11 protein-coding genes are annotated in these 13,361 nt (G+C 36.1%); 10 read left to right on the forward strand and 1 reads right to left on the reverse strand.

Annotation, left to right across the window (positions count from 1 at the left end):
- The first annotated feature begins 3 nt into the window (after positions 1 to 3).
- The 10 genes from IPI31_10435 (at position 4) to IPI31_10480 (ending at position 11,390) form a co-directional block, all read left to right on the forward strand.
- Positions 4 to 858, forward strand: coding sequence for a UbiA family prenyltransferase (locus IPI31_10435; GenBank protein MBK7568225.1), 855 nt, complete (start codon positions 4 to 6; stop codon positions 856 to 858).
- Positions 858 to 1,268: a Holliday junction resolvase RuvX gene (ruvX, locus tag IPI31_10440; protein MBK7568226.1), complete on the forward strand. Its 411-nt coding sequence runs from the start codon at positions 858 to 860 to the stop codon at positions 1,266 to 1,268. Before IPI31_10435 ends, ruvX begins: the two co-directional genes overlap by 1 nt.
- 1 nt (position 1,269) lies before the next feature.
- On the forward strand, positions 1,270 to 1,866 hold the full coding sequence (locus IPI31_10445) for a peptide deformylase (GenBank protein ID MBK7568227.1): 597 nt from the start codon (positions 1,270 to 1,272) through the stop codon (positions 1,864 to 1,866).
- A 1,344-nt stretch (positions 1,867 to 3,210) separates the two neighbouring features.
- Positions 3,211 to 4,263: a histidine kinase gene (locus IPI31_10450; protein MBK7568228.1), complete on the forward strand. Its 1,053-nt coding sequence runs from the start codon at positions 3,211 to 3,213 to the stop codon at positions 4,261 to 4,263.
- A complete protein-coding gene (locus IPI31_10455) occupies positions 4,260 to 5,291 on the forward strand; it encodes a histidine kinase (protein MBK7568229.1) in 1,032 nt (343 codons plus the stop codon). The genes IPI31_10450 and IPI31_10455 overlap by 4 nt, the downstream gene beginning before the upstream one ends.
- Before the next feature lie 134 nt (positions 5,292 to 5,425).
- Positions 5,426 to 6,202 carry a response regulator transcription factor gene (locus IPI31_10460; protein MBK7568230.1) on the forward strand — a complete coding sequence of 259 codons (777 nt, stop codon included), beginning with the start codon at positions 5,426 to 5,428 and terminating at the stop codon, positions 6,200 to 6,202.
- Between the two features lie 227 nt (positions 6,203 to 6,429).
- Entirely contained in the window at positions 6,430 to 7,965 is a 1,536-nt protein-coding gene (locus IPI31_10465) for a T9SS type A sorting domain-containing protein (GenBank protein ID MBK7568231.1), read from the forward strand.
- A 291-nt stretch (positions 7,966 to 8,256) separates the two neighbouring features.
- A complete protein-coding gene (locus IPI31_10470) occupies positions 8,257 to 8,781 on the forward strand; it encodes a hypothetical protein (GenBank protein MBK7568232.1) in 525 nt (174 codons plus the stop codon).
- A 46-nt stretch (positions 8,782 to 8,827) separates the two neighbouring features.
- On the forward strand, positions 8,828 to 9,814 hold the full coding sequence (locus IPI31_10475) for a DUF4062 domain-containing protein (protein ID MBK7568233.1): 987 nt from the start codon (positions 8,828 to 8,830) through the stop codon (positions 9,812 to 9,814).
- Positions 9,738 to 11,390: a hypothetical protein gene (locus tag IPI31_10480; GenBank protein ID MBK7568234.1), complete on the forward strand. Its 1,653-nt coding sequence runs from the start codon at positions 9,738 to 9,740 to the stop codon at positions 11,388 to 11,390. The genes IPI31_10475 and IPI31_10480 overlap by 77 nt, the downstream gene beginning before the upstream one ends.
- Positions 11,391 to 11,702: 312 nt before the next feature.
- Here IPI31_10480 and IPI31_10485 read toward each other — a convergent pair whose 3' ends face one another.
- Positions 11,703 to 13,283, reverse strand: coding sequence for a peptidase C1 (locus IPI31_10485; protein ID MBK7568235.1), 1,581 nt, complete (start codon positions 13,281 to 13,283; stop codon positions 11,703 to 11,705).
- Positions 13,284 to 13,361: the final 78 nt, after the last annotated feature.

The raw sequence follows: 13,361 nt of genomic DNA on the forward strand, positions 1-13,361 counted from the left end.
CTGATGCGCAAGTATTTTTCACTTATAACCTTTAGTCACACCGTTTTTGCGTTGCCATTTGCAATTATTGGTTTCACCTTGGGAACCCGCCAGCCTGGCGCTGATCCTTTCAGTTGGACCGATCTGCTTTTAGTTATCGCCTGTATGGTATTTGCCAGAAGTGCGGCTATGGCGTTCAACAGGTATATCGACAGCGATATCGATAAACTAAATAAACGAACTGCACAAAGAGAAATTCCGAGTGGGGTTATTTCTAGAAAAAGAGCCTTATTCTTTGTAATTTTTAATGCCGCTGCATTTGTAATTTGTGCGGGATTGCTCAACAGACTTTGTTTGTATTTATCACCTGTAGCTTTGCTTGTGATCTTGGGATATAGTTATACAAAAAGATTTACCTGGCTTTGTCATTTTATTTTGGGGTTGGGATTATCACTCGCTCCAATTGGAGCATATATTGCGGTTACGGAAACTTTTCAGATATTGCCAATACTTTTTTCTTTAGCAGTATTTACCTGGGTTTCTGGGTTTGATATTATTTATGCTTTGCAGGATGAAGATTTTGATACGGAAAATAATTTGTATTCCATACCGGTAAAATTGGGAAAAACAAATGCAATAATTGTTTCCATTTGTTTACACATCATAACGGTGATGCTGATTTGTTATGCAGGATTATATATTGAATTTAGCACATGGTATTGGTTAGGTGCAGGTTTATTTACCGGTTTACTTATTTATCAGCATTTAATTGTAAAACCGGACGATCTGAGCAGAATAAACAGAGCATTTTTCACCACTAATGGAGTTGCAAGTGTGATATTTGGAATTTTTGTAATTGTTGATCTAATCTATTTCTGATGGCTAGAGTATTAGGTATAGATTACGGCGCAAAACGTGTGGGACTGGCAGTTACAGACCCTATGCAAATTATTGCAACAGCATTAACAACGGTGGAAAGTAAAATTGCATTGGATTATATTATTAAGTATATCAAGGAAAATGAAGTAGAAAAAATATTAATAGGTTATCCATTGGACCTTCGTGGAAATGCCACGCATGCGACACATATGGTAGATCGGTTTATCATTGAACTTTCTAAAAAAATAAATGGTATTCCTATTGTTAAATGGGATGAAGCATATACCAGTAAAATGGCAATGCGCACTCTAATTGATAGTGGAGTAAAGAAAAAACAAAGGCGCGATAAAGGTCTCCTGGATCAGATAAGCGCAACTATAATTTTACAGGAATATTTACAAAATTTGTAATATGATATTACCAATTACTGCATACGGAAATCCGGTATTAAAAAAAGTAGCAAAGGATATAGATCCCGAATATCCGGGTTTACAAAAACTCATTGCTGATATGTGGGAGACCATGTATAATGGAAGAGGAGTTGGATTGGCTGCTCCACAGGTTGGGTTGGATATACGTTTATTTGTTATTGATAGCGAACAATTAGTAAAAGAGAATGAGGAGGATGAAGAAGAGGAGGAAGACGATAGATACCGCATTACAAAAGGCATAAAAAAGGTGTTTATCAACCCTAAAATTGTCAAGGAATTCGGCACTCCCTGGGTGTATGAGGAGGGCTGTTTGAGCATACCCGATATTCGTGTCAAAATATCGCGTAACGAAACGGTTACGCTTCGGTATTATGACGAAAATTTCATGGAACACACAGAAGATTTCAGTGAAATGAACGCCCGTATCATTCAGCATGAATACGATCATGTGGAGGGAATTCTTCTCACTGATCACATGACTCCCCTCAAGCGCAGTCTCATAAAAACCAAGCTGGAAAATATTTCGAAAGGGAAGGTGTCGGTGAAGTATAAGATGAAGTTTGCGGTGGTGAAGTAGGGGAGGGTAGTGGCAGTGGCAGTGGCAGTGGCAGTCGCAGTCGCAGTCGCAGTCGCAGTCGCAGTCGCAGTCGCAGTCGCAGTCGCAAAATTTTGCGGCGCAAAATTAATTCAGTGATGAATATATTTATTTAAAATTAAAGTTTCTATTGGAGGAATTAGGTAGTAGACTGCACGAAGGAAATTGCTCCGAAGTGAAGGTTCAAGGTAAACGAAAACTTGCTCATCTATGGGGTAGGGGGCCAAAACATCGATGGGAACTTAACCGAATTAAATATCGAATATAGAACAAGGAATAAAGAATATTAAACCTGTCGACTACTCGGAGGATCCTCCTCCGTAGTTAAAGTTGGAGAATATCAAATAACAATCAAAAAATAAAAAACATCAATCGGATCGACAGACCGAATGATATTCCTCCGAAGTGAAGGTTCAAGGTATACGAAAACTTACTCCCCTATGGGGTAGGGGGCCAAAACATCAATAGGAACTTAACCGAATTAAATATCGAATATAGAACAAGGAATAAAGAATATTAAACCTGTCGACTACCCGGAGGATCCTCCTCCGTAGTTAAAGTTGGAGAATATCAAATAACAATCAAAAAATAAAAAACATCAATCGGATCGACAGACCGAATGATATTCCTCCGAAGTGAAGGTTCAAGGTATACGAAAACTTACTCCCCTATGGGGTAGGGGGCCAAAACATCGATGGGAACTTAACCGAATTAAATATCGAATATAGAACAAGGAATAAAGAATATTAAACCTGTCGACTATCCGGAGGATCCTCCTCCGTAGTTAAACTTGGAGAATATCAAATAACAATCAAAAAATAAAAAACATCAATCGGATCGACCGCCCGAATGATATTCCTCCGAAGTGAAGGTTCAAGGTAAACGAAAACTTGCTCATCTATGGGGTAGGGGCCAAAACATTAATCGGAACCTAACCCTGAAACTTTTGGTAACCCACAATAATATCGAACCTGTCTGCCAGCAGTCGCCAGGCAGGTAAAGAACAAGGAATAAAGAACATCAATCGGAATCATAACCCCGAACTCAGAACTCAGAACCCCGAACCCCGAACTCAGAACCCAGAACCCAGAACTCAGAACCCCGAACCCCGAACTCAGAACCCCGAACTCAGAACCCCGAACTCAGAACCCCGAACTCAGAACCCCGAACTCAGAACCCCGAACTCAGAACCCCGAACTCAGAACTCAGAACCCCGAACTCAGAACGCTATACAACTCAACCTGAATTTTTCTCAATTCATCCGAAAATTTCTCAATTCGACGGTAAGAGAGGGAGGGAGATTATAACATTTGATACCTTCGGGCTATGGCGATCAAAAGGTATAGTAAAAAGGAACCAATAGTATTTCTTTGGGTAATAGTTCCCTATATCCTGTGTATGAATTTGCTTTTGTTTGGCACCTGCATTTTTAATTCGTTTGGCGCATTTTTCCTGAGTTTTTTTTCCAGCGTTGTATATTTTTTCATTATTTACGCCATTTTTGGGACTGTTGCTGTTTTGATCAAAAACAGAATATCGGCTGCCGGAGATCTTTTTAAAAGGATCATGGTGATGTTACCTGTTTTTTATGTAATGAATATAGGTGCAATTAATGGCGCATATTATGTTTATGAAAGAGCAAATATTTTTGGATGTGAGCCACTTGCTGACATGAAATGGTGGACAATTTTATACGCATGTGTAATGAGTACCGTTATTACATTCATAAATGAAGGAATGGCAAATTGGGAAAAATGGAAAAATTCAATTTCAGAAAGTGAGAAATTACGGAATAATTATCAGCGCAGTAAATTGTTGGGATTAAAGGGCCAGATAAATCCTCATTTTTTATTTAATTGTTTTAATACACTTTCAGGCTTAATTCATGAGAATGAAGAGGATGCGGAAAAGTTTTTAGATGAAATGACAAAAGTACACCGATATCTGCTTCGGAATGACGATGATTTTTTAGTACCTGTTGTTGATGAAATTAAATTTGCACAGTCATACCTCAATTTAATAAAAGCCCGGTTCGGAAATGCAATTAATACCACGGTAAATATTACCCGGGAGACGTTACAACAGTTTATTCCACCTCTGAGTTTGCAAGTGATTCTTGAAAATATTATTTATACAAATGCTCTCACTAAGAAACAGCCACTGCAGATTCGCATCGATTACGATAAAGACAATCACCTTCTTATTACGCATTCTCTGCACGAAAAAATAATTGTCCAAAATTTGAATGTAGATGAAGGGTTGGATAATTTGATTCGTAAATATAATTTACTCAACGTGGAGGGAATGCAAATTGCTGAATCGGATGGAATGAGAACCATAGTATTGCCATTATTCACCAGTAACAAAACTGATTCATGAAAATACCGAATCCTCCCAGACATCAATATATCGGATTTTGGTTATCCATGCCATTTATCGTTTTGGCCTGGTGTTATATTTTGTATGATAATAGATTATTTCACGACTGGAAGGTGTGTGCAGTAACATATCCCATAATCTATCTTATTGGATATTGTTCCTGGCGTATGCATGGTGTTTACGATCATTATATTCGCAAAAAATTTCCTTCATTAGACGAAACACACAAACGTGTCAAATATAAACTGGCGGTAAATTTACTGGTAATGACACCTTCCGTTTTGTTGATTTTGTTGGTGTTTCACGGTTTTCATATTCTAGGTTATCAGGTTGCAGAAGGAGATATAAAATATGCCTATCTGGCAGGTTTAACTGTTAATATTATTTTCGAATCGTTATGGGAAGTAATTTATATCATAGAAAAATATAAGGAATCGGTGGCTGAGAAAGAAATGATTGAACAGATGCAGTTGCAACAGGAATTTGATAATCTGAAACAGAAGGTAAATCCCCATTTTTTATTTAATTGTTTTAATACACTTTCCTCTTTAATTACAGAGGACAAGGAGAAGGCGGAAACCTTCCTTGATGAGCTCAGCAAAGTTTATCGTTATCTTTTACGTAATAATGAAAGCGGAATGAGCACTGTGGAAGAGGAAATGAATTTTATTCGTTCTTATGCTAAATTATTGCAGACCCGTTATGGAGACGCATTTGTAATGAATTTAAATATTGACAATAAGTTTAAGGAATTTGAACTACCCTCTCTTAGTTTGCAATTGTTGATCGAAAATGCCGTAAAACATAATGTTGTAAGCAAACAAGACCCTATCAGGGTATCTATAATCTCTACGGAGGATGGTCATCTGAGGATAGAAAATAATTTGAATAAAAGGATCAACACAGCAGAATCAACTGGAATAGGGCTTAAGAATATCAGGGAGAAATACAAACTATTACACAGGAATGATATAGAAATTGTTGAGACAAATGAATCGTTTGTAGTTACACTGCCTATGATGGGATAATGGTGATACAATTAAATAAACCGAAAATGCAACTGAAGATAAAAAATTAACAATTCATAACATTCGGCTGAATTTAAATTATAAGAAGAGATAATTTTGTAAGTATAGAAGTGCAAAAGTAAAAACCAAACATTATGAAGATATTTATTGTTGAAGATGAAGAATTGGCAGTAAAAAAATTACAAAAAACACTGTTTGCGGTTAACCCCGATATTAAAATTGCAGGAACAGCAGATAGTATTGCCTCCTCCGTGGAATGGTTGCAAAATAATCCCCAACCTGACCTTATTTTAATGGATATAGAACTCGCTGATGGGCAAAGTTTTGAGATATTCAATTTATTTAAGGTTAAGAGTCCCGTCATCTTTACCACAAGTTATGATGAATATGCATTAAAGGCTTTTAAGGTGAATAGTATTGATTATTTATTGAAACCTATTCAGAAAGAAGACATGGAAGCAGCTCTGAAAAAATTCATGGATTTGAAAAAAGTATATAACTCGTCTGATGAGCCTGGAATGCAAGTAAATTCACTCATTAAAGAGTTACAGAATACATTGCAAAATAAAGAATATCGGAAAAGATTTCTCGTAAAACATTTGCAAAAACTTATTTCTGTAGATATAGAAAATATTGCATATTTCTACAGCGACGATAGGATCAATTTTTTTAAAACCTTCGATGATAAAAAATATGTTATCGACTATACGATGGATGAAATAGAAACCATGATAGATCCCCGCGAATATTTCCGGATAAACAGAGCTTTTCTGGTATCTATTAAAGGAATAGATCAGATTCACGATTATTTCGGGAACAGACTTAAATTATATCTTAAACCTGATATTGATAAGGAGGCTCTGGTGAGCAGAGAAAAGGTGACGGAATTTAAAGAGTGGATGGGCAAATAAAAAGTATATAGCATTTATAAAGTTTTATAATAGCAGAAGGTGATCATCGAATTACTTTTTGCTTTTTTATTTTAAATTATTTCATGGGTTTTCTGCTTTCAATTCGGGTCGATTTTCATGCAATTTAATTAGCAAAAATTACAATTCATACGAAACTACTCTTTTGAAACTGCTTATCATACGAATTTTGTATAAAATATTAAATTAAAAACTAAAAACAAAATTTTATGAAAAACTTTAATCACTTCTTTACTACAGCATTTATTTTAATTTCATTAAATCTCAACGCGCAAACCAATGGTGTCGATCCGAATTTCGGGGATGAAGGAATGGTAAAAACCGATATCAATGGCAAATTTGATGACGCAACAGATATATATATATTAGATAATGGTAAAATTCTGGCAGCCGGAAATTCGATGGTAGGCAGTCACTATGAATTTGCCGTTGCGCAATTTTTATCTGATGGAACTTTAGATGAATCTTTTGGAGAATCAGGATTTGCTACAATTGAATTCAGCACTTTTCATTGTCTTGTGAAAGCAATTACAGTGCAGGAAGATGGGAAAATAATTCTTGTAGGAAATTATGATAATAATTATTATACCGACCCGGCAATTGCCCGATTTAATGAAGATGGAACAATTGATACTACATTCGGAGTTGATGGTTTAGTAAAATTTGACCTCAGTGCACAGTTCGACGATTTTAATGATGTTGTAGTTCAGCCTGATGGTAAAATTGTAGTAGCGGGAAGTTCATATAAGTATGGCACGGATGATTTTTTATTGGTGCGATTTAATGAAGATGGATCAACTGATAATTCGTTTGGTGTAGATGGATTTGTATACTCAGATTTTGATGAAACAGAAGATGTGATCTATTCTGTTTTATTACAAAAAGATAAAAAGATTCTGGTTTCCGGATATTCAGGTTATGGATCTGTATACTTTGCGGCTGCGAGATATCTTGAGAATGGATTACTTGATCCAACATTTAGTATTGATGGAAAAATTACCATTGAAAGTGGCTCACGTGCTGATAAAAGTTACGGTATGGCTTTTCAAAGTGACAGCAGTATTGTATTAGCCGGAAATCATCACGCAGGGGCAACAGATGAATATATGTTTGCCAGGATATCTACATTTGGTGTTTTGGATAATACCTTCGGAACTGGTGGAATACTTTATATTTCAACATTAAATGCAACGGATATAATTAAAGATGTTGTAGTGCAATCTGATGATAAAATAGTAGCCTGTGGAAGCAGAAATAATGAAGCCGTTTTCGTGCGTGTTACCCGCAATGGAGCACTTGATAACACATTTGGTGTAGATGGAATATTAATGTTGGCTGAAGCGGATAATACCAATATTTTGAATGCGCTTGCAATTACAGCAGATAATTTCGTAATAGGAGCCGGTAGCGCTAACCAGGATGATTATAGCGATTTTCTCTTATTGCAGATCAATGTTGATATACAATCATCTATTCATAATACTAACGGCGTTATTGTTTCCGATAATATTTATCCAAACCCGGCAAAAAATAATATTACTATAAAATTAAATACAGAATTCGGCAACTTGCAGGAAATCGGAATATATAGTTTGAACGGTGAAGAAGTTTATTCTCAACGCCATGTAAGCAGCCAGCATTCCATTAGCATTACATTGCCATCACAGTTACAAACTGGTTTATACTTTGTAAATTTGAAGTATGAAAAGGGAAATACCTCTACCAAGATTCAGATCATAAAATAATTGGACTGAGTTCAAACATTTCGAGCATTTATTGTAGTTTCAAAAAGAATTTTATTGTGTAATAGCCATAATTTATCTGCCGATACAAATTCTTTCCATTCCAACACCCGCTATTTATTGATAAAATAATAAATAGCCGGTGTTGGAATTTTTAGTTCATTTTATAACTACAATTCATCCATAAAAAATTACACTTCATGCATTTGGTTATTTCGTATTATAATAATCCGATTCATCTTTGTATTACAAGAAAAACAACCAAAAATAAATTAAGCTAAAAATTAAAACAAAATGAAAAAATCACTTATTATCTTATTCGCAGTGTTATCATTGAACGCTTGTAAAAAAAATGAATTAAATGGTATTAATGCCAATGTTCCAAAAGAAATAGTAGGGCAGTGGATATATGGCACCTTTTCCATGACTGAATTCTGGGGTTATGATGGGTCATATCAAGGTAATGCTTTTGAATTGAGTATTGCATTTAATTTTATGGAAAATGGACAATACGAAATGTTTTTTATCAGTACTGCAAATGATTATGGATGCAGAACAGAAGCATTCAGTTATTACAAAGGATCTGTAAATTGGGATGCAGAAGGTGAGTTTACTGTAACGCCAACAGAAGGTAATTTCCGTGGTTTTTATGCATGTTCACCACAATATAATTTCGATCGTGCTGCATTACAAAGTGAATTAGTTTCACAAACGTATTATTATACTTTTGAAACGGATGATTATGGTAAAACATATCTCGTAATTCGTTTTGATCCTGCTGACGAATATCCAACCTATTTTAGTGAAACAAATTGGTAAAATTAAAATAATAAGTTTAACAACCACTCAAACGAAAATTATGGAAATGTCAGCAAATCATATTGTTACACCTGATCAAAAATTACGCGTATTTGTAAGTTCCACTTTACAGGAACTCGCGGAGGAAAGATTAGCGGTAAAAAACGCCATTCAGAATATTCATTTAATACCCGTGATGTTTGAAACTGGTGCCAGACCGTATGCACCAAGAGAGTTATATCGGGAATACCTTGCTCAAAGTCAGATATTCATTGGTATCTATTGGGACCGCTACGGATGGATTGCACCGGAGGAAACAATTTCCGGATTGGAGGATGAATATCAGCTCGCCGGAAATCTTCCTAAATTGATATATATTAAAAAAAGTAATGGCACTCGTGAAGATAGACTATCGCAACTGTTAAAAAGAATTCAGGAAGATGATAAAGTTTCCTATAAAAATTTCAGTACTACTGAAGAATTGGGCAATTTAATTATTAATGATCTTGCAGTATTGTTAACAGAAAGATTTAATATGACCCTGCAAAACAAATTAGGAAGATCAAGGTCAAATTATTCGATCCCATCTGCGCCAAATGAAATAATCGGAAGGGAAGTTTGTTTAAAACATATTTCAGAAATGATTTTAGACACTTCCATAAGACTAGTTTCACTTACAGGGCCGGGGGGAATTGGAAAATCTCGTTTAGCTATTGAGACTGCCCGCCGTTTAGAAAATCATTTTAATGATGGAGCTATATTTATACCACTGGCACCGGTTAAAGATCATGAGCTTGTTGCGGAAACTATTTGTTATCACCTCGGAATTAAACTTTCCGGAGCTAATGTTTTGGAGAGTTTAAAATTATTTCTGCAGGAAAAAGAATTATTGTTAGTGCTTGACAATTTCGAACAAATAATTGAAGCAGCATCTATTATTGATGATCTATTATTCGCTGCACCTGGGTTAAAAATAATTGTTACCAGCAGGGAAAGATTATCACTTTCCTTTGAAAATGTTGTGGTTGTGCCCGGCTTTACGCGACGAATTTGATGGGAATGATTTTTCACAACAAATTATACCACCGGCCATTCAATTATTTTTAAAAAGGGCTAAAGCCATTCAGCCATCATTTGACATGAATGAACAAAATAAAGAAACGATCTATAAAATATGTAAACGACTTGAAGGCCTGCCTCTGGCTATTGAACTGGCTGCAGGTCAGGTGAATATGTTCTCACCAAAAATGTTATTGGAGAAACTTGAGCATCGTCTGGATATTTTAAAGGGTAATTTCAGAGATATTCCTGTTCGTCAGAAAACTATGCGAAATGCAATAGATTGGAGTTTTGAATTGCTTACCAAGGAAGAACAGGAATTATTGTTGCGTATCAGTGTATTCAATGCGGGATGTTTAATGCACACAGTGGAAGCAATGGGAGAGGGTATTTCAGGTGATGTTTTATCTGTATTAGATGCACTTATCAATAAAAGCCTGATCTCCAAACAAGACTTTGATATGCAGGTTCGATTTCAAATGATGGAAAGTGTTCGTGAATTTGCACTGGAAAAACTTGGCGAACAAAACAGGCTTGATGAAATAAAATTATTGCAGGCTGATTATTATCAAACATCGTTACATACTCTCAAATTGCAAAAAAATGAAATTGATCAATCAGCAATATTAATTTTAATGGAAAAAGAGCATGTAAATATCCGACAGGTTCTCGATTATTTATTGTCGAAAAAGGAACTGCTTAAAATAACAGAGATATCCTGGAATCTGTGGCTGTTTTGGTGGGTTAATGCACATACAAAAGAGGGTTATACCTGGATGAAAAAGGTGTGGGATATTTATAAAAATGAAAGTTTAACATTTGAAGAGAAAACGTTTTGCATGTTAGCTACCAATGTTGGTATCATGGCATTTCTTCAAAGAGATTTTGCCTTGTATAATGAATCTCTGGAAATAAATTTGCAAAAGATAAGAGTTCAGGATGACGATGAATTGGTGGCAACAGCAATGTTAATTTCCGGTGTGGTTTCAACTATTATCAAACAATACGAAAAAGCGGAAACTTCTCTTTTAATAAGTTTGGAAAAATATAAAAAAGCCGGACTCACAACCGGAATAAGCCTTGCATTAAGTGGCCTCGGAAGGAACTCTATTTATGTTGGTGGAAAATTACAGGAAGCTAAAAATTATTATAAAGAAAGTATCGAATTAGCTAAAAAGGATAACAACGAAATATCGGTGATTATTTGTTTGAGTGGATTTGCACTTGCTGAAGTGATGGAAAAAAATTCAGATGCTAAAAATTATTTGCGTGAAAGTATTTTATTGAGTCAAAGTTTACATTTTTTTGAAGCTTTGGCCTGGTCGGTGGAAATTTGGGCTTTGGTTTCCATAAATGAATCTAAATTTATACATGCTGTTACATTATTAGGAGCTGTAGATCATTTGAGAAATACGACACACCTTCCGATTTGGGACGACCTTCAGGCAATTATTGTAGAAGCAAAATCAACTCTGCAAAAAAATATGATACCCCAGGAATTTGAAAATGCCTGGAATGAAGGAATGAAGATGAATATGGATATGATGGTGATGTTTGCGATGAAGGAGTGAAGGAGTGGAGGAGTGGAGGAATGAAGGAGTGAAGGAGTGGAGGAATGGAGGAGTAGAGGAATGAAGGAATAAAAATTAGGGGCGGTACTTTTATTAACCATTTGAACAGCGTTATATATTAAACACCAATCAAAATATAAGTAAAACAAATCGGATCGCAAACTCAAACTTTTGCAAACCCTGAACCTGCCTTCTGTCGAGGTAGGCAGGCTCAGAACCCCGAACCCCGAACCCTGAACTCAGAACCCCGAACTCAGAACCCTGAACTCAGAACCCCGAACTCAGAACTCAGAACCCCGAACTCAGAACGAACTAATATTTATCCACCTCAATCACCATCAAGACCGCACCATTTGTTCCGGCGTCGGTTTGAAATTTTACGGTTTCTCCGGGAATGAATTTTACGTTGTTAATGAGTTGCCCACTTAATGCTGATCGCAATTTTTGTTCGTAAGTACCCGATTGTTTATTTACATTATCATTCAAAGTTTTATAATCGAGTGGTTGTTTTGTAACAACAATTGCCATATAATCCTTACTCCCTAATTGATCCAATTCCATACTATAATCTTTTGGAAATAATCGTGTTCCGGTTATGCCGCAATAAGGAGAATGTTTTTCGGTGTATGGAAAAAGAATATCACAATTATTATTTTCGTCGGTTGCAAAAATATAGGTATAACATTCGAGTGAATTGGTAACTTGTATTTTAAATTTCGTGCCTTTTTTAACTGCCGATCTTGTGCTAAATACACCCGCTGATTTTGTTGTAAGTGGAATATTTTTTTTCGTCGCATTATCAATTAATCCGAATTCTACTGATAATATATTGCTCAATGGTTTTGATGCATTTCCCATTGGATAAACACCATATGCTTCCACAACAAATTTTTCGAAAACATTATATGGTATCCATGCAACTCCCTGATTTCCCCAATCATTTCCCCAACTGTTCATGATCTGGAACGCACCACCTTCTTTATAATCATCATATCCTATAACACACATGCAATGTCCTCCGAAACCATTCATATTCAGATCGTTATCCGTTGGATTCCATATATCTTTTCCCATCATGGGCTGCATGAAAGTTCCTCCTACCATCATTCCGATCACCACTGGTGCACCCTGAGCCAGATTTTGTTTAATGGCAACAAGGTCAATTTTTTCCTGACCAACCCCTTTGGCATCGCCTTCGGTAAGACGATTAAATCCTGTCATTTTATATTGTGAAGCTTCCTGTTTTTGTGAGGATGTTGGTTTTCTTTCACAATCCTGATCGGTGTATGGAAATTCCCGTAATGAGATCAAGCCCTCATTTTTCATTACATCCATTGCATTATTAATGTATGCGCCCTGACAATTTTCCAACCCTATCTGATTATACAAATAAGCAGGGCTAAATGCGATCTGATCCGGATCTTTACCTGTGCGTTGTGCTTCCAAAATTGTGCGTGCAGCATAAGCAGAACCCCAGCCTACGCAACTCCCTTGTGAACCCTGATTTTTGCGTTCAGGGGCATATTTTAAAAGGGATATACTTTCCGGCAGTGGATTTTTGGCATTATCTGTAAGTGGTGGTTCAAAAATTTCGGTGGCATCATATTTTTGAGGGTCGAAATTTGCGCCGGTATTAAAAAGATCAGTTATACTTCCTCCGCCACCATCTCCGCCAATATTTAAAAGGCTACCACGCATAAAATAAATTACCACGGCACCCAATATTAAAACTCCGCATCCCAGTTTTGGGTTCTTGCGAAACATTCCCAGTAGTAAAGGCAGTAACATGGTGATTATATTTCCTCCACCTCCTCTTCCACCACCGCCGCCACCTCCCGGTAATTTGCGCTGCTGTTGGGGTTGATTATCGTCAGGTACCATTCGAATAGCCATACAAGTAATTTTGTGGAAAGATATTCATTTTTTGGCGACCGTCAGTATGAAATAAATATTATTCAACACCCGTTATTT

This window comes from Bacteroidota bacterium (assembly GCA_016706865.1).
GTDB lineage: Bacteria > Bacteroidota > Bacteroidia > Chitinophagales > BACL12 > UBA7236.

What these genes read in the sequence shown, in the direction of transcription:
- IPI31_10435 (MBK7568225.1), top strand. Translation starts at nt 4, where the DNA reads ATGCGCAAGTATTTTTCACTTATAACCTTTAGTCACACCGTTTTTGCG.
- ruvX (MBK7568226.1), top strand. Translation starts at nt 858, where the DNA reads ATGGCTAGAGTATTAGGTATAGATTACGGCGCAAAACGTGTGGGACTG.
- IPI31_10445 (MBK7568227.1), top strand. Translation starts at nt 1,270, where the DNA reads ATGATATTACCAATTACTGCATACGGAAATCCGGTATTAAAAAAAGTA.
- IPI31_10450 (MBK7568228.1), top strand. Translation starts at nt 3,211, where the DNA reads ATGGCGATCAAAAGGTATAGTAAAAAGGAACCAATAGTATTTCTTTGG.
- IPI31_10455 (MBK7568229.1), top strand. Translation starts at nt 4,260, where the DNA reads ATGAAAATACCGAATCCTCCCAGACATCAATATATCGGATTTTGGTTA.
- IPI31_10460 (MBK7568230.1), top strand. Translation starts at nt 5,426, where the DNA reads ATGAAGATATTTATTGTTGAAGATGAAGAATTGGCAGTAAAAAAATTA.
- IPI31_10465 (MBK7568231.1), top strand. Translation starts at nt 6,430, where the DNA reads ATGAAAAACTTTAATCACTTCTTTACTACAGCATTTATTTTAATTTCA.
- IPI31_10470 (MBK7568232.1), top strand. Translation starts at nt 8,257, where the DNA reads ATGAAAAAATCACTTATTATCTTATTCGCAGTGTTATCATTGAACGCT.
- IPI31_10475 (MBK7568233.1), top strand. Translation starts at nt 8,828, where the DNA reads ATGTCAGCAAATCATATTGTTACACCTGATCAAAAATTACGCGTATTT.
- IPI31_10485 (MBK7568235.1), bottom strand. Translation starts at nt 13,283, where the DNA reads ATGGCTATTCGAATGGTACCTGACGATAATCAACCCCAACAGCAGCGC.